This is a genomic window from Maridesulfovibrio sp. FT414 (genome assembly GCF_050916235.1).
Taxonomy (GTDB): Bacteria; Desulfobacterota; Desulfovibrionia; order Desulfovibrionales; family Desulfovibrionaceae; genus Maridesulfovibrio.
This window is the reverse complement of the sequence record NZ_CP104854.1, coordinates 3,351,992-3,368,594: the sequence shown is the minus strand read 5'-3', so window position 1 is coordinate 3,368,594 and position 16,603 is coordinate 3,351,992. Positions and strand designations below refer to the sequence as shown.

Below are 16,603 nucleotides of genomic sequence, written 5' to 3'. Positions count from 1 at the left end.
ATTACCAATAAAATTGGAAGTAAAATGGTTGAAAAATTCGGAACTGTAAAAAATCAGTTAACAATAATTGCGATATTTGCTGGTGTTGCTGAAATAAGCGGAACAGGAATCTTGCCATTTATAGCTCCGAATATACAAGAGCTATATGTATGGTTTTTAATGATCTTCCCTTTTACATTGGTTGTAATATTCTTTGCGACACTAAATTTAAATCACAAAGTATTATATGCACCGTCAGACTATAAAGATGAAAATAATTTCGTAAAATCATTTGAGACTGCCAGCCCAGAAGATACATTCAATAAGAACAATGATGAAATTGACGCAATGGCTAGTGAAGAATTCAAAAAACTAAGCAAAAAAGAAAAGAAATATACCGCAATATCATATGAAAGAATAATCAAAAACGATATTCGTGCCACGTACTTACTTGCTGAAGAACTAGTTTTTGCGAAACTACAACAAGAATTCAATGGAGTGACCCAAAGAGAAATAGTTATTAATAAAAACCCACGCTTTGTTTTTGATGGTGCTATAACTTCTCCAGATGGGATCAAATTTATAGAAGTTAAATATGCTCGTAAAAGTACTATGAACCGTTTAAACGATTCAATCCGGGCTATGGAGAAAGGTATTTCTTATTTGGATGATACTACCAAGAAAAAGGCTAAATTCATTCTTGCAATTGTAACTGAAGAAGAATACCCGCAAACTCTACTCCATAAATATTTTGAGAGAATAAAAGAACTCCCCGCCTCAGTTGACTTAAGACTTTTCAAACTATCTGACCTTGAAAAAGAATTTTCAGTACAAAGATAGCAAACATTAAACACACCTCAATTATAACAACAATACAATGTCACTCATCCACTCCTGTTGGCACCAAAGGTTGGCAGCAGCCCAAAAAAACCGCAAATAAACGCAGAAAAGGGTTAACTCTGAAAATGAGTTAACCCGGCTCTACCTCAAAGAAAGGGGCGATGAAGAATCCTGACAAAAAGAAAGGCATACCGAACCGACTCGATATGCCCTATAAATGACCAAATTTCCTACCACAGAAAAGAGGTCAATTTATGGATCGGATTTTAATAGGTCTTCCCGATTTTGCAATCAAAAAGGTGGTTTCGTATTTTCCTATAATTCTTGAGGTAGCATGGACGGGTAAGCCCGTTTGCCCGCGATGCAGAAGTTCTTCTTTTCGTATCAAGGATACATTCCAACGATTCATCAAGAGCATCCCGCATAACGGCCGAGCATCGATTTTGCGAGTAAAATGCCACAAGCATCACTGCATGGGTTGAGGTCGCTATTACAACACCCACATGGACGGAATCAAGAAGTGGAGCCGTTCAACAGAGTTGCTTAAACACGAAGTTTTTCGGCAGTACAACAACGGCTCATGTAACAAGACAATTGCCCGCGAAAACGGGATCGGCGTTTCCAGCGTGGAGCGATTTTATCATCAGGTCATCGACCTGAAAGCCCGGCAACGCAGCAACTGGAAATGTCCTCGTTATCTCGGAATTGATGAACATCGTTTCACCCGTAAAGTCGGTTTTTCAACAACGTTTTGCGACCTTGCAAACAACAAGATTTTTGACATAGCTATGGGCCGTAGTGCTGCTGAATTACTCCCTTTTCTCAGGAATCTTAAAGGACGGAGTAAGGTAAAAGTAGTCTGCATCGATATGAATTCTGCTTATCGGCATATGGTCAAAACTTGGTTTCCGAATGCTCGAATTGTCTCGGATCGTTTCCACGTTATTCGGCTGGTAAACCAGCATTTCACCAAGACATGCAAGCTGATCGATGAAGAAAATATTTCATATGGTCGAGGTGGAATTATGCGGGCCATGCTGTGTCGGCAGGACCGTTTAACCGATAAAAGGAAAGATCTTTTATCCAAATATTTTGAGGTACAACCGGCTATCGAAAGTATTTACCATTTCTGCCATGAGCTTAACGATTTGCTCAGGATCAGGGCACAAAATGGTAGTAGTTGCAAAAAATACATTTTCGAATTGCTTGATAAAATCAATCAACTTCAGCAGAGTCCTTTTGCTCCGCTTAGAACGCTGGGCAGAACTCTGAACAGTTGGAAAGAGGAAGTGGCTCGAATGTTTCGCTACGGCAAAAGCAACGGAACAACCGAAGGATTTCATCGCAAGATGAAGCTTATCCAGAGGCGGGCATACGGGTTTAGAAACTTTGAAAACTATCGGCTGCGTGTGCGGGTTTTGTGCGGGTAGTCGAGATTTGAATCAACGGTTGGAAATTTGATCAGTCGGGCTTCTGCCCCTTTGTTCGGTGTAGACCCGTTAACCCTTTAATATTATACTAGTTTTGTACTAGATGGTGACCCCGGCAGGAATCGAACCTGCGGCACCAGGATTAGGAATCCTGTGCTCTATCCTACTGAGCTACGGGGCCACGCGTGTCGGTGACTGGACTTGTGAAACATACACTGTTTCTCCGTCCGAGGCGAGAATTAATAAACAACAAGAAATCCGATTGCAAGCATTTTTTCAACCTTTTCCGCCCTCTCCGCCAGCCTGAAACCTGCACCAGCCTCATAAATTTGTGCCGATCCACTTCGGACGAGCTTAACATCCACTCTAAAAAAGCGCATGAGGTTGACAGTCCTATACATTCATGACAGAACGCTTTTTCAGCTTAACACCGTTAAGCAGCGGAGACATCAACATGACTGCAAGCACAAAAACATTGGACGCCCCACACCAGCCGCTGCGCCTGCTCATTCTAGACGCAGCGCGCAAGCTGTTTGCCGAGCACGGCTACGCGCAGGTTTCCATGCGCAAACTGGCGACCACCATCGGTTATTCGCCTACCACCATCTATCACCACTTCAAGGACAAGAAGGAGCTGTTCCTCTGCCTTACCGAGGAGACCTACCGCGATTTCCTGCAGCACATAAACAGGATACTCACGGCGGTTACATCCCCGCAGGAAGCCTTGAAGCAGATTCTTTACACTTTGGTGGACATGGGCCTTAAAAATCCCAACGCATACCGTGTCGGATTCATGATGGAAAGCGACCTCTGGCATGACCACGACTCGCACTTCAAGCACAACCCGCTCGGACGCACCATGTACGACCGCATCAACAACTGCGTCCGCAAATGCATGCCCAAGAATGCAACGGAAGAGGATGTGCTGGTCGCCGCCCATGCGGTAATGGCCGCGACCCACGGGCTGACCTCCCTGCTCATCACCTACCCCGCCTTTGTATGGGGCCCGGTGGACAAGCTCAAGAAGCAGGTCATAGACTCCGCAGTTGACTCCATCGGCTGACTGCCCTACTGAAACTGATTTTTCCGAGCGAAACGGATAAATTATCCGCATACAATATAAGGAACTTCAAAATGAACAAAAGCAGCGCCATCAAGACGAAGAAAACCAAGCGCAATCAGGTTGTATCGCTCCTCCAGCCTAAGGATGCCCTCAAAAGGCTCATGAAAAGATTCCGTTCCCTGCAGGCCCCGGACGGCTACTGGGTATTCGCACTGGAAGCGGACGTGACCATCCCGTCCGAATACATCATGTTCAACAGATTTCTCGGCCGCAAGATTGACAAGGGCCTTGCCGAACGCCTCGGAAATTACATCCGCGCCAAGCAGATGCCCGATGGCGGCTGGCCGCTGCACGACGAAGACGGTCCCATGAACATCAGCGCCTCGGTCAAGGCCTACATGGCGCTCAAGATGCTCGGCGACAACAAGGAAGCCGAACACATGGTCCGCGCCCGGCGCATCATCCTCGCCAAGGGCGGCGCGGAAACTTCCAACGTGTTCACCCGCATCTGCCTTGCAACCTTCGGACAGATTCCCTGGCACTGCCCCCCGGCAATGCCCATTGAGATCGTGCTGCTGCCCAAATGGTTCTTCTTCCATCTGGACAAGGTGTCCTACTGGTCCCGCTCGGTCATCTATCCGCTGCTGATCATCTACGCCAAGCGCCCGGTCTGCCGCCTGCGCCCCGAAGAAGCGGTCCCCGAACTCTTCTGCAAACCGGCGGAGGATCATATCCATATAGATAAGTACCGCGACAGGGGCTGGCGCAAGAACGCGTTCATCCTGCTCGACCGCATCCTCAAGCGGACCATGCATCTCATTCCAAGGCCCATAAACAGCAAGGCGCTGAAATTTGCTGAGGATTGGACACGCGAACACATGTCCGGGCGTGGCGGTATAGGCGCGATTTTCCCGGCAATGGCCAATGCAGTCACTGCCCTGCACCTGCTCGGCTACGATGAATCCGACCCGGATTTCGCCCGCGGCCTGCAGGCTGTTGACGACCTCATGGTCGATAAATTTCACGTGCCCGAAAAATCTCCGTGGGAACACACCGTCATCACCGGCGGTGCGGAACTTTCCGCCGCCCCGGAACTGGACATCTCCCCGGAACAGGGCACTGCCGACAACCTTGAGCAGGCCATGTGCCAGCCATGCAACTCACCCATCTGGGATACCTGTCTGGCCCTTTCGGCCATGATGGAAGCGGGCGAGGACCAGAACAGCCAGTGCACTCAGCAGGCCGTCAAATGGCTCTGGGACCAGCAGATTTTCTTCCGCGGGGACTGGATCTCCAAGGCGCCCAAACTTGAAGGCGGAGGCTGGGCCTTCCAGTTCGAAAACACCTTCTATCCCGACCTCGACGACACCGCCATGGTGCTCATGGCCTTCTGCCGCGCCGGGGTGCTGGATGATGAAAGCAACCGTGAGAATTTCATCAAGGGTGTAAACTGGCTCATCGGCATGCAGTCCTCCAACGGAGGCTGGGCCGCTTTCGACATTGACAACTGTGCCGAGTACCTGAATGACATCCCCTTTGCGGATCACGGTGCACTGCTCGACCCGCCGACCTCCGACCTTACCGCGCGCGTAATCGAACTGCTGGGCGTGATTGGTTATGACAAGAGCTTCCGGCCCATCAAAGAGGGCATCGAGTTCCTCAAGAAGGAACAGGAAGACGACGGCTCATGGTTCGGCCGCTGGGGCGTGAACTACATCTACGGAACATGGTCCGTGCTTTGCGGGCTGCGGCAGGCCGGGGAAGACATGAATTCCTCCTACGTCTGCAAGGCCGTGGAATGGTTTGAAAAGCACCAGAACAAGGACGGGGGCTGGGGCGAAACCTGCATGAGCTACAACGATAAGAACTACGCCGGACTCGGCGACTCCACCGCCTCCCAGACCGCATGGGCCCTGCTGGGACTCATGGCCGCAGGCCGCGTCCACTCCAAGGCGGTCAGCCGCGGCGTGCGCTACCTGCTGGACACCCAGAAGGAAGACGGCAGTTGGGACGAAAAACATTTCACCGGAACCGGATTCCCGCGCGTATTCTACCTGCGCTACCACGGTTACTCCCAGTACTTCCCCATGTGGGCGCTGGGCGTTTACCAGCGTTTCGCCGCTGAAGAGGACACCAAGCAGATCATGATGCGCCGCAAGAGCCCGCTAGACCTCGGAAGGAAGTGGTAAGATGGCCGACAATGCCCTGCTGATCAGCAACACGGTTCCGGCCTACGAAACCGGCCCGGATGACCGCATGCACTGCCACTGGCTCATGTGCCGGCTGCAGGAAGCGGCCACAGCCCACGCGGACAGCCTAGGTTTCGGCATCGAAGATATGGCAAAACTCGGATGTTTCTGGGTGCTGACCTCCATGCGCATCGAGGTGGAAGAGCTGCCCCTGCGCGAAAAGACCTTCTCCCTGACCACCTGGTCGCGGGGAGCCAAAAAACTGCGGGCCTACCGTGATTTTTCCGGATGTGACGAAAACGGTCGCGAGATAGTGCGTGCCTCTTCGGAATGGATGGTGCTGGATTCCCAAACCCGGAAACCTGCTGCCATAGACCAGAAGCTGAACTTGCATGCACTGGACCGTTGCGTCTTCTCCGACGAGATAAAGAGACTGCGTCCCGGAACACCGTTGAATGAAATGCGCTCCCTGAAAGTAGGCTACAGCTCGCTTGATGCCAACGGGCACGTCAACAACACTGAATACCTGCGCTGGTCACTCGACGGTCTGCGCACCATCGGCTTTGATCAGAACAAGGTCAAATCCATCCGCATAGCCTTCCTCTCCGAGGTGTTCGAGGGCAACAGCGTAAAGCTGCTCGACTGCGGCTCGGATAATGGCGGATTTGAGCTGCTCGGCTTCAACGAAACAGAAGACAGGGCTGCTTTCGCAATGCAGGTAAAATAATTTCTTCCGGCAAAAGGAACATTGCTTAAAGCTCAGGATGCGAGAACGTATCCTGAGTTTTTTTATTTACACTGATCCAGCCAGTTCAAGCATCTGAGAAACGAAAAAACTTTGACATTATTAAATATAAACATAAAACAACAATATAATTTAATCGCAAATATAACTAAACTTCCAATTAAGGGGCTATGATGAATTATCTGAAAAAATCTTTAATCAACATATTAATATTACTGACCCTAACATCTCAAGCAGCCATGGCTGAGGATAAAAACAAGACTGAAATGGACCTGGCAATGGAGTTGGTTAGCCTATCAATTGATATTGATGTCGTCTTCTCCACGTTCGAATATGTCGCAACACTCTCGGCTGAAGCCAGCATAAAAAACGATCCCAAGCTGGCTGAATACAGGGAGCCTTTTATTAAAGCATTCAAAGAATCCATGAAAGAGACGTTTTATGCTCAAAAAAATTTAGAGAAACTGCAGTACATGTTTGCAGAAGTTTATGCGGAAGAATTCACCTGCAAAGAACGACAGGAAATGATAACATTTTACAAAACCGACACGGGTAGGAAATTCTTAAAGAAGCAGCCCATCATCGCGAGAAGGACTGAAGAAAAAGCAACACGTATATTCAAGGAAATGTTTGCATCGGATTTTAATGAAATCCTTGATGCCAAGGTTAAAAATTTGCAGGGAAAAGGAATTTTACCCAAAGATGAATAACGTTATAAAGTTGACAAAAGTTAAATAATATACCTGATTCAAAGAGGAACAAATGAAAAAACGGTATTGACAACCCTACTTGCAATTAGCGCAATCACTGCGTTCGCGTTGAATGTATCAGCACAAAACAGTAATCACGCCAGCACAAAAGCAGCATATGAAGTAATAAAGTACACAAATGACTTATATGAGGATATGGATTTAATAGGAAAAATGACTAACGTTATGGGAGCTCAAATTTTTGAAGCCAACCCCAAAACAGCCCCATACAGAGATGTTCTGAGCCAGGCATTAAAGGAAGCCCTTTTGGAAAGCTGGCAGGATCCTGAATTTCAGAAGGAACGTAATGCTATTATGGCCTCTGTATATGCAGAAATATTTTCAGAAAAGGAACTGAAGGAAATCAGCGACTTCTACAAAACTGAAACCGGCCAAAAATATTTAAAGCTGAAACCACTGGCAAAAGAACTGACAGACGAGAGATTACAACCTATAACTATGAAACTACTTGCACCGGTAATAAACCGCAATATTGCCGCAAAATTTGCCCAACTACGGCACGAAGGCAAGATTCCATAGGTTGATTAACACACCCAAAAACGTGCTACTCCAGCCGCAGAATTACGTATCTTTCCAACACACGTAATTCTGCGGTAACCATGATATCCCGCGATAATCCAACTATCATTCTGCACGAAAAATCAAAATCAAATATTTGCAATTAATCCCCCCGCAATACCGCGCACGGCTTGACTTCTTATATATAGTCAGTTAAAAAAACCGCCTTTCGTGCAGTAAATTTATTGCGCGCTTTTTTTGTTGTCTGAATGCATTTCAAATCCTGAATTCAATTATCACGGGCAGTTGAACACAAATGTTTGCCCACGTTTTTCAGGCAGTTTGATCCTATTTCTTGCCGTAAAAGGCAGGACTAATTTTTTTCCGCAAAGAGAGAGTGGATATGCAAGTTGCAGGTAAAGAACTTGAGGTTCAGCAGGGTGCGCTTTGCGGCGAGGTTCTCAAAGAGGCCTTGTCCAAAAAGCAGTTCAAGAACGTTGTAGTAGCCAAATGCGGCGATACCCTTCTTGACCTGACCGCTACCGTGCCTGCCGACTGTACCGAACTCGAGCCGGTAATGGGTGATTCCAAGGAAGGCCTTGAAGTCATTCGCCACTCCACCGCGCACCTTATGGCTGAAGCGGTGAAGAAGCTCTTCCCCACTGCCAAGGTTACCATCGGCCCTTCCATCGCCAGCGGCTTCTACTATGACTTCGATTACGAACGCCCCTTCACCCCTGAAGACCTGGAGGCCATCGAAGCCGAAATGCTGCGCCGCGTAGGTGCCGACGAGGAATTTTCCTGCGAAGTGCTTTCCAGCGCAGACGCCCTCAAGAAATTCGAGGACATGGGCGAATCCTACAAGGTCGAGCTGATCAACGACCTCGGTGCCGAAACGGTTTCCATTTACACCAACGGCGGCTTTACCGACCTCTGCCGCGGGCCCCACGTTGCCCGCACCGGCATGATCAAGGCCTTCAAACTGCTTTCCGTTGCCGGTGCATACTGGCGCGGAGATGAGAAACGCCAGCAGCTCCAGCGCATCTACGGAACAGCATTCGCTGATCCCAAAGCGCTGAAGAAGCATCTCGACCAGATTGAGGAAGCCAAGAAACGCGACCACCGCAAACTCGGCACCCAACTGGACCTTTTCTCCATTCACCCCGATGTGGGCGCAGGCATGACCATCTGGCATCCCAAAGGCGCGCTGATCAGGGCGATCATTGAGGATTTCGAACGCAAGGAACACCTCAAACGCGGCTACCAGTTCGTACAGGGCCCGCTGATTCTCAAGAGGGAACTCTGGGAAAAATCCGGCCATTATGACAACTACCGCGAAAACATGTATTTCACTGAGATCGATGAGCAGTCCTACGGCATCAAGCCCATGAACTGCCTCTCTCACATGTTGGTATTCAAATCCAGACTGCGCAGCTACCGCGACCTGCCCCAGCGCTATTTTGAGCTGGGTGTGGTTCACCGCCACGAAAAGTCCGGTGTTCTTCACGGCCTGCTGCGCGTGCGCTCCTTCACTCAGGATGATGCGCACCTCATCTGCCGTCCTGACCAGCTCAGGGACGAAATTATCGGAGTTGCGAAATTCGTCGGCGATGTGATGGGACTGTTCGGATTTGAGTATGAAGCCGAAATCAGCACCAAGCCCGAAAAGGCGATCGGTTCTGACGAGGATTGGGAAAGGGCAACCAACGCACTCACTGATGCGCTCAATGAAATGGGTATGGAATACTCGATCAATGAAGGCGACGGAGCTTTTTACGGTCCGAAAATCGACATCATCATTAAAGATGCACTTGAACGTCGCTGGCAATGTGCTACAATCCAGTGTGATTTTACCTTGCCAGATAGGTTCGACTTAAGCTATGTGGGCGAAGATGGTGAACGTCACAGACCTGTAATGTTGCACCGGGTCATCCTCGGATCCATCGAACGCTTCATCGGTGTTCTGCTTGAACACACCGGTGGCGCACTGCCTGCCTGGCTGTCCCCTGTTCAGGCAAAGATTCTCACCGTTACCGACGCGCAAAACGAATTTGCACAAAAAGTCTTGCAGTTTATGCAGGAAAAAGGCATTCGTGCCGAGGTCGACGATCGCAATGAGAAACTGGGCTACAAAGTACGGGAAGCCCAGCTTGAAAAAATCCCGTTCATGTTGGTAATTGGCGACAAAGAAGTCGCAGCGGAATCGGTCAACGTAAGGGCCCGCGACGGGGAAGACCCCGGTCTCAAGTCTCTTGAAGAAGCGGCAGAGCTTATTTCGACCGCCATTGACGAACCTTTCAAACGCGGAGGCATGAGCTATATCTTTTCAGAGAGACGGTAGGCGTCCCCAACGGGATGACGGTGCCCGCCGAAACGAGCGCATTCGAGTTCCTCAAGTCAGGGTTATTGACGACGAGGGTAACCAGTTGGGAGTTATCCCGACTAAACAGGCCCTTGAGATAGCCCACGAACGGGGACTTGATCTGGTAGAGGTTGCAGAAAAGGCTGATCCGCCTGTTTGCAAGATAATGGACTATGGCAAGTTCAAATATCAGCAGCAGAAGCGCAAGCAGGAAGCCAAGAAGAAACAGACTGTAATCCAGATCAAGGAAGTCAAGTTTCGCCCCAAGACAGACGAGCACGATTACCAGACCAAGCTCAAGCACATCCGCCGGTTCCTTGAAGGCGGCGACAGGTGCAAAGTCACGATTTTCTTCAGGGGACGTGAAATAGTCCACAAGGATAGAGGATTGGCGGTTCTGGAGCGGGTCAAAGAGGAAACTCAGGATATCTCCAAATTGGAGCAGGCCCCCAGGACTGAAGGCCGCACCATGAATATGATGCTGGCTCCCATTAAAAAATAAAGGTTTTTTCCGGCCTTCCAAGGCCGGTATTTCCCAAGGAGGATAAAATGCCTAAGATGAAAACCAGAAGGTGCGCAGCCAAGCGTTTCACCAAGACCGGTAGCGGCAAATTCAAACGCCGCAAGCAGGGTCTGCGTCACATCCTGACCAAGAAGAACTCTAAGCGCAAAAGCAGACTCGGTCAGAGCTCTACCGTCGACAGTGCCAACATGGGCCAGGTTAGACGGATGCTGCCCTACTCCTAATCTGCCGCTTAACAAACAACAATAATTGAACACTCCAGTCTGCGGAACTACGTTCGTGGCTGGTTTTAGAAGATTCCTGGAGGAATACAATGAGAGTAAAACGTGGTATTGCCGCTAAGAGGCGTCATAAAAAATATTTGAAGATGGCCAAGGGTTTCCGTGGCTCCGGATCTACCCTTTACCGTACCGCCAGAGAGCGTGTTGAACGCTCGCTCTGCATGGCCTACGTAGGCCGTAAACAGCGCAAACGTCAGATGCGCAACCTCTGGATTCAGCGTATTAACGCTGCTGCACGCCTCAACGGCATGTCCTACAGCCGTCTCATTCACGGACTGTCCACTGCAGGCGTTATCCTGAACCGCAAAGTTCTCGCCGATCTGGCTGTATACGATGCTCCTGCATTCGCCAAAGTGGTTGAGATTGCAAAAGCTCAGGTAAGCTAAATGTCGGACGTAAAGTCCCTGTTACAGGAACTTGAAGGCCTGGTCCCGGAGTGCGAAGCTCGCCTGGATCAGGCTTCTTCTTTGTCTCAGATGGAAGACATCAAGATCGACATGCTCGGCCGCAAAGGCCGAGTTGCCAAAATCATGTCCGGTCTGCCCTCCCTTTCCAATGAAGACAAACCTGTCGCAGGTAAAAAAGCCAACGAGGTAAAGGCCGCTCTCACCGAGCTCATCGAGGGAAAGCAGAGCGCGCTTGAAAAAGCCGCAATCGCTGAGAGCCTGTCCCGTTTCGACCCTACCATGCCCGGCCGCAAGCCCGCTGAAGGCTCGCTGCACCCGGTGACTCTCGTCATGGACGAAATCTGTGACGTCTTCATCGGACTGGGTTTCGAAGTCGTGACCGGACCCGAAGTCGAAAACGACTGGTACAACTTTGAAGCACTGAACATTCCGCCGGAACACCCCGCGCGCGACATGCAGGACACTCTCTACATCTCCGACTCCATCCTGCTGCGCACCCACACCTCCCCCCTGCAGATCCGCACAATGAAGGACAGGACTCCTCCGCTGGCGGCAATCGCTCCGGGCAAGGTGTACCGCAGGGACTCCGACCTGACCCACACCCCCATGTTCCACCAGATCGAAGGATTCCTGGTCGACCGGAATGTCAGCATGGCGGACCTGCGCGGCACACTTACCGCTTTCGTCCACCAGCTCTTCGGACCCAAAACCGATGTGCGCTTCCGCCCCAGCTTCTTCCCCTTTACCGAGCCCAGCGCGGAAGTGGATATCTCCTGCGTTCTGTGCGGTGGTAAGGGAACCATCGACGGCAAACCCTGCCGCGTATGCAAGCAGACCGGTTGGGTGGAAATCCTCGGCTGCGGCATGATGGACCCCAACGTAATGAAAGCAGTAGATTACGACACCGAAAAGTACTCCGGTTTCGCATTCGGACTCGGCATCGAACGCGTGGCCATGCTCAAATACGGCATCGGAGACCTGCGCATGTTCTTTGAAAACGATATCCGGTTCCTCGAACAGTTTTCCTGATAGATTCGCCGCAACCGACGTTGATGAACTCCGGCAGCCCGACAGGGCTGACTTGATGCGCTCTCGCGTATTTTGATAAAAGATGCCTTCGGCGAGCCTCCCGGCGGGCGCCTTCAGCGGGACCAAAGGACCAAGGCCCTTTGGAATCCCCACCGGGCTTCCGCTCCTGATGATCCGCACAATGTGCGTGGAAGTGATTTGCACCTCCCTTTCAGAACGGCTCCGACAACATCTTTCGCCAATTCAATCCCGGACAATTTGACGCAAAAACGGGCGAAGCCTATTAAAAGTTTTTGAAGTGTCCAGAGAAACTTTTTCCAAAAAGTTTCTTTGGCTCCCGGAGGGCCGCCGGAGGCATTTAGGTCATAAAATATCAAAATGCCCCGGCAGGATCGCCGAAACTTCAATCCATTAAACTGTATGCTTTCAGATAAATATAAATATTACGCAGTGAGTTAAAGACTGCTGGAGGCTCAAATGCTTTTAAGCATGCAATGGCTGCGGGATTTCGTCCCCTACGAGGGCGAAGTTCAGGAGCTTGGCGACAGGCTGACCATGCTCGGCCTTGAGCTGGAAGAAATTTCGAATCCTTTTGAAGCGATAAAAAATATCGTCGTAGGCCATGTAGTGGAATGCGACAGGCACCCCGAAGCCGAAAAACTGTCCGTATGTAAGGTTGACGTAGGCGAAAGCGAGCTGCTCGACATCGTCTGCGGCGCTCCCAACGTTGCCAGAGGCCAGAATGTCCCGGTTGCCAAGGTGGGCGTAACCATGCCCGGAGGCATGGAAATCAAGAAGGCCAAACTGCGCGGCGTCAAGTCCCACGGCATGATCTGTTCCGAGCGCGAACTGGAGCTTTCAGACGGACACGAAGGCATCATGGTACTTCCCGAAGGGCTCAAGCCCGGCACGAAACTCACCAAGGCCCTGAACATGGAAGACACAGTTCTGGAACTGGGTGTAACCCCCAACCGCGCCGACTGCCTGTCCATGCTGGGTATTGCCCGTGAAGCCGCCCTTGCTTTCGACCTGCCCCTGACCATGCCGAGACTGAATCTGGTTGAGTCCGGCGGCAACGCAGCGGACATGCTGAAGATTGAGATCGACGATCCCGAACTCTGCCCGCTCTATCAGGCCAGAATCCTGCAGGGCGCAAAAATAGCCCCGTCCCCGGACTGGATGCGCTACCGCCTGCTGTCCGTGGGCGTACGTCCTATCAGCAACATCGTTGACGTGACCAACTACATCCTTTTCGAGCTGGGCCAGCCCCTGCACTCCTTTGACGCAGACCTGCTCAAAGGCGGAAAGATCCGCGTGGGCCTCGCTTCCGACGGAATGAAGTTCACCACTCTCGACGAACATGAACGCAAACTGACCGGCAACGACCTGCTCATCTGGGATGCCGAACGTCCTGTTGCGCTGGCCGGTGTCATGGGCGGCATGAACTCCGAGATTCACGACGGCTCCACCAATGTGGTGCTCGAATCAGCAGTTTTCAAACCCGGAAGCATCCGCAAAACCGCCCGCCGTCTGGCCCTGCCCTCCGAAGCATCCTACCGCTTCGAACGCGGCGTGGACCAGCAGCTGAACACCTTTGCCATGGACCGTGCCGCCCAGCTCATGAGCGAACTGTCCGGTGCCAAAGTAGTTTCCGGCGTGGCCAAGAACGAGCCCAAACCCTGGGCAAACCGCACACACAATTACCGTCACGCACGCTGCAACGGATTCCTCGGCCTTGATCTAGCTCCCGAGTTCAGCAAAAAAGCCTTCTCCCTCATGGGACTGGCTGTTGATGATTCCGATGCAGACTGCTGGAAGGTTTCCACTCCCTCCTACAGACTTGACCTCGAACGCGAGGCCGATCTGTACGAGGAAGTTGCCCGCTATTTCGGCATGGACAAGATTCCGTCCGTGCTGCCCCGTATCTCCAAGACCTTTGATGCGTCCGTTATTGCAGATACCCCTTACGGGTTCTACCGCCGCATCAAGAACTGGGGACGCGGCGTGGGTCTGCACGAAGCCATCAACTACAGCTTCGTGGGCGACGATGACCTCGACCTGCTGGGCCTGCCCAAAGAAGGTCGCGTAAACATCGCCAACCCCCTGAGCGAAGATCAGAACGTCATGCGTACCGAGCTGGCCCCCGGCCTGCTCAACACCGTGCGTCACAACATCGCACAGGGCAACACCCACATCCGCATTTTCGAGATCGCCAAGAAATTCATCAAGGATCTCGAATCCGATACCGAGACCCGCGAGCAGTCCCGCCTCGGCGTGCTGGTCACCGGTCCGCGCTCTGATGCAGAATGGCCCAACGAACAGGGCGATGCCGATTACCTCGACGTGAAAGGCCTCGTTGAACACCTGCTTGCCGACCTCAAACTCGGCGATGCAACCTTCAAGCTGGTAGACGAACACAGCTACCTCGAGCCCTGCGTAAGTATCTCCGTCGGAGAACAGGAAATCGGTTTCATGGGCATGGTCAAGCCGGTAATCGCCGACAAGTACCACGCCAGAAAGGAAGTGTGGCTGGCCGACCTTAACGCAGACCTGCTGCGTGAACTGGTCATGGCCCACAAGATCAAGTTCACAGCACTGCCGGTATTCCCGCCCTCCAGACGCGACGTGACCGTTATCGGTCCCGTTTCCCTGCATTCGGAAACCATCAAGCAGGCAATCCTTGATCTCAAGCTGCCCCTGATTGAATCCGTGGAACTGGTAAACGTCTTTGTCCCCGAAGCACAGGACAAGGAACGCAACCTCTCCTTCCGCATCACCTACCGCCACGGCCAGAAAACCCTGACCGACAAAGCGGTGGACAAAGAACACAAAAAAGTACTCGAAGCCCTCGAAAAGACCCTGCCCGTCAGGTTCTAGGCGATCAGAACAAATAAAAGCCCCGTGCAGCACTGTACGGGGCTTTCACTTTTCTTCCGTGTCCGCACGCCTCGTGCTTCCGTCAGAAAATCACCTTTACATACACAACTGGACTTTACCTCTGTCTGCCTGTAATAAGATAGAATTGCACAAGGTTCATAAAAACAAATCCAATTTACTAAAGCAGGACTGAATATGGCTAGAAAGACCAAGGAAGAAGCTGAAAAAACCCGGCAGGCACTGCTGGCCTCGGCTTTCAAGGTATTCAACGACAAAGGCTATGCAAAAACCACCCTTCAGGACATCGCAGAAGATGCAGGAGTTACCCGCGGGGCTGTTTACTGGCACTTCAAGAATAAAATAGACCTGTTCGAAAAACTCTTCGACTACGCGTTCATGCCTGTGCGCGACCTTCTTTTCAGCAAGTTCGAGGAAAAACTGCCCCCGCAGGAAATGCTTTCCAGCCTCATGCAGGTCTGGATCAGCCATGCGGGCGGTGATGAAAACTTCAGGGCAGCATTCGGCATCATGTTCAACAAAACCGAATGGTCGGAAGAACTCATGCCTTTCAAAATGAAGTTCAGGGAATACGAGTATAAATTCATCAAACGTGCAGAAGTGATTATCGAGCAGGGCCGCAAGGAAGGGGTTTTCAGAGATGAAATCAAGCCTGATATAGCCGCTGCCCAGTACTTCTCCCTCCTGCTCGGACTGGCCCAGTACACCCTATTCTTCCCCAAGGAAGTTGATATTGCCAATGAATCTGAATCTCTAATCGAAATGTTCATGCACTCATGTTTAAAGAAAAATTAATCATCCTCGTCACTGGACTGCTGCTGTTTTTCTCCTGCACCGCCTTTGCCGGTGAAAATGAACTCTTCCCTGCCAGCGAGTTCAAGGTCGGGTATCAGGGAATGTACATGTATTACGACGAACCGGACGTGATGCATGAAAAGGGTGTCCTCAACGGCGGCTTCGGCAGCTGGACCGGATACTTCACCGAATACAACATCATGACCTCCGCCGAACTTGAAGGCGTGCTGGGCTCCATGCGCTATGACGGGCAGTACAGTGACGGCACAAAACTCAAGTGCGATACCGACGACTATTTCATCAGCGGCCGGGCTCTCGTGGGCATGGGATTCGATTACGGAAAGACCGGAGTCACCCCATACATCGGCATCGGCATGCGCCACTGGTATGACAAGATCAAAGCTACCGGCGGATATGAACGGTACATCAACCAGTACTACATGCCCATCGGCGTAAATGTCATCACCCATATGGACGATGGCTGGTCCATCGGCGGTACTCTGGAAGGAGACCTGCTGCTGACCGGTAACGTCAAAAGCAAGCTCTCACAGGTGGGATCGTCCTATGAAGATGCAAACAACGACCAGAAGTTCGCATCCGGGCGCGGCATGCGCATCTCGGCCTTCATCGAACGCGATTTCGACGGCTACGCACTCGGGCTTGAACCGTATTTCCGCTACTGGAATTTCGACAAGTCCAAGACGGATAACGTACGCTACGGAGGCAGCAACGCAGATGTGGTGGAACCCAAAAACAGATTCTACATGTCCGGAGTAAGACTGTACGTGAAGTTTTAA

The 16,603-nt window shown here is 51.2% G+C and carries 15 protein-coding genes and 1 tRNA gene; 15 read left to right on the top strand and 1 reads right to left on the bottom strand.

Translation table 11 applies throughout. The features are described 5' to 3' along the window. Nucleotides 1-24 precede the first annotated feature (24 nt). Together N7E73_RS14990 and N7E73_RS14985 are read left to right on the top strand one after the other, a co-directional pair. Nucleotides 25-819 (top strand): hypothetical protein, encoded by a 795-nt coding sequence (locus N7E73_RS14990; protein WP_432735714.1) that lies wholly within the window; start codon nt 25-27, stop codon nt 817-819. A gap of 503 nt (nt 820-1,322) precedes the next feature. After that, nucleotides 1,323-2,249, top strand: a complete 927-nt coding sequence (locus tag N7E73_RS14985) for an ISL3 family transposase (protein ID WP_432735713.1) — start codon at nt 1,323-1,325, stop codon at nt 2,247-2,249. 104 nt (nt 2,250-2,353) lie between these two features. On the opposite strand, the gene N7E73_RS14980 is transcribed toward N7E73_RS14985, so the two are convergent. Next, nucleotides 2,354-2,430: transfer RNA gene (locus N7E73_RS14980), tRNA-Arg, on the bottom strand. Between the two features lie 273 nt (nt 2,431-2,703). Here N7E73_RS14980 and N7E73_RS14975 point away from each other — a divergent pair. From N7E73_RS14975 to N7E73_RS14915, 13 genes are all read left to right on the top strand, one after another. Beyond that, nucleotides 2,704-3,312: a TetR/AcrR family transcriptional regulator gene (locus N7E73_RS14975; RefSeq protein ID WP_432735712.1), complete on the top strand. Its 609-nt coding sequence runs from the start codon at nt 2,704-2,706 to the stop codon at nt 3,310-3,312. A 71-nt stretch (nt 3,313-3,383) separates the two neighbouring features. Continuing rightward, nucleotides 3,384-5,501, top strand: coding sequence for a squalene--hopene cyclase (gene shc, locus N7E73_RS14970; protein WP_432735711.1), 2,118 nt, complete (start codon nt 3,384-3,386; stop codon nt 5,499-5,501). 1 nt (nt 5,502) lies between these two features. Then, nucleotides 5,503-6,228 (top strand): acyl-[acyl-carrier-protein] thioesterase, encoded by a 726-nt coding sequence (locus N7E73_RS14965; protein WP_432735710.1) that lies wholly within the window; start codon nt 5,503-5,505, stop codon nt 6,226-6,228. 188 nt (nt 6,229-6,416) lie between these two features. Continuing rightward, entirely contained in the window at nt 6,417-6,956 is a 540-nt protein-coding gene (locus N7E73_RS14960; RefSeq protein ID WP_432735709.1) for a DUF2059 domain-containing protein, read from the top strand. Between the two features lie 66 nt (nt 6,957-7,022). After that, nucleotides 7,023-7,535, top strand: a complete 513-nt coding sequence (locus N7E73_RS14955) for a DUF2059 domain-containing protein (RefSeq protein ID WP_432735708.1) — start codon at nt 7,023-7,025, stop codon at nt 7,533-7,535. A gap of 382 nt (nt 7,536-7,917) precedes the next feature. Beyond that, complete coding sequence (gene thrS, locus N7E73_RS14950; RefSeq protein WP_432735707.1) at nt 7,918-9,855, top strand: threonine--tRNA ligase; 1,938 nt, start codon at nt 7,918-7,920, stop codon at nt 9,853-9,855. After that, nucleotides 9,833-10,378: a translation initiation factor IF-3 gene (gene infC, locus N7E73_RS14945; protein ID WP_432738876.1), complete on the top strand. Its 546-nt coding sequence runs from the start codon at nt 9,833-9,835 to the stop codon at nt 10,376-10,378. The genes thrS and infC overlap by 23 nt, the downstream gene beginning before the upstream one ends. 47 nt (nt 10,379-10,425) lie before the next feature. Further along, nucleotides 10,426-10,623: a 50S ribosomal protein L35 gene (gene rpmI, locus N7E73_RS14940; protein WP_432735706.1), complete on the top strand. Its 198-nt coding sequence runs from the start codon at nt 10,426-10,428 to the stop codon at nt 10,621-10,623. A gap of 89 nt (nt 10,624-10,712) precedes the next feature. Further along, nucleotides 10,713-11,066, top strand: coding sequence for a 50S ribosomal protein L20 (gene rplT / locus N7E73_RS14935; RefSeq protein ID WP_432735705.1), 354 nt, complete (start codon nt 10,713-10,715; stop codon nt 11,064-11,066). Further along, the gene (gene pheS, locus N7E73_RS14930; RefSeq protein WP_432735703.1) at nt 11,067-12,116 is read left to right on the top strand and encodes a phenylalanine--tRNA ligase subunit alpha; all 1,050 of its coding nucleotides are present in this window, start codon (nt 11,067-11,069) and stop codon (nt 12,114-12,116) included. It begins immediately after the preceding gene. Nucleotides 12,117-12,593: 477 nt separating this feature from the next. Beyond that, complete coding sequence (gene pheT, locus N7E73_RS14925) at nt 12,594-14,993, top strand: phenylalanine--tRNA ligase subunit beta (RefSeq protein ID WP_432735702.1); 2,400 nt, start codon at nt 12,594-12,596, stop codon at nt 14,991-14,993. 195 nt (nt 14,994-15,188) lie between these two features. Next, nucleotides 15,189-15,806 (top strand): TetR family transcriptional regulator, encoded by a 618-nt coding sequence (locus N7E73_RS14920; RefSeq protein ID WP_432735701.1) that lies wholly within the window; start codon nt 15,189-15,191, stop codon nt 15,804-15,806. Continuing rightward, the gene (locus tag N7E73_RS14915; RefSeq protein ID WP_432735700.1) at nt 15,788-16,603 is read left to right on the top strand and encodes a hypothetical protein; all 816 of its coding nucleotides are present in this window, start codon (nt 15,788-15,790) and stop codon (nt 16,601-16,603) included. The genes N7E73_RS14920 and N7E73_RS14915 overlap by 19 nt, the downstream gene beginning before the upstream one ends.

Bases quoted from the DNA above. Each gene is read 5' to 3' on its own strand.
- N7E73_RS14915 (WP_432735700.1), top strand. From the start codon at position 15,788: ATGTTTAAAGAAAAATTAATCATCCTCGTCACTGGACTGCTGCTGTTT.
- rpmI (WP_432735706.1), top strand. From the start codon at position 10,426: ATGCCTAAGATGAAAACCAGAAGGTGCGCAGCCAAGCGTTTCACCAAG.
- N7E73_RS14920 (WP_432735701.1), top strand. From the start codon at position 15,189: ATGGCTAGAAAGACCAAGGAAGAAGCTGAAAAAACCCGGCAGGCACTG.
- N7E73_RS14965 (WP_432735710.1), top strand. From the start codon at position 5,503: ATGGCCGACAATGCCCTGCTGATCAGCAACACGGTTCCGGCCTACGAA.
- pheT (WP_432735702.1), top strand. From the start codon at position 12,594: ATGCTTTTAAGCATGCAATGGCTGCGGGATTTCGTCCCCTACGAGGGC.
- N7E73_RS14990 (WP_432735714.1), top strand. From the start codon at position 25: ATGGTTGAAAAATTCGGAACTGTAAAAAATCAGTTAACAATAATTGCG.
- thrS (WP_432735707.1), top strand. From the start codon at position 7,918: ATGCAAGTTGCAGGTAAAGAACTTGAGGTTCAGCAGGGTGCGCTTTGC.
- shc (WP_432735711.1), top strand. From the start codon at position 3,384: ATGAACAAAAGCAGCGCCATCAAGACGAAGAAAACCAAGCGCAATCAG.
- rplT (WP_432735705.1), top strand. From the start codon at position 10,713: ATGAGAGTAAAACGTGGTATTGCCGCTAAGAGGCGTCATAAAAAATAT.
- pheS (WP_432735703.1), top strand. From the start codon at position 11,067: ATGTCGGACGTAAAGTCCCTGTTACAGGAACTTGAAGGCCTGGTCCCG.
- N7E73_RS14960 (WP_432735709.1), top strand. From the start codon at position 6,417: ATGATGAATTATCTGAAAAAATCTTTAATCAACATATTAATATTACTG.
- N7E73_RS14975 (WP_432735712.1), top strand. From the start codon at position 2,704: ATGACTGCAAGCACAAAAACATTGGACGCCCCACACCAGCCGCTGCGC.
- N7E73_RS14985 (WP_432735713.1), top strand. From the start codon at position 1,323: ATGGACGGAATCAAGAAGTGGAGCCGTTCAACAGAGTTGCTTAAACAC.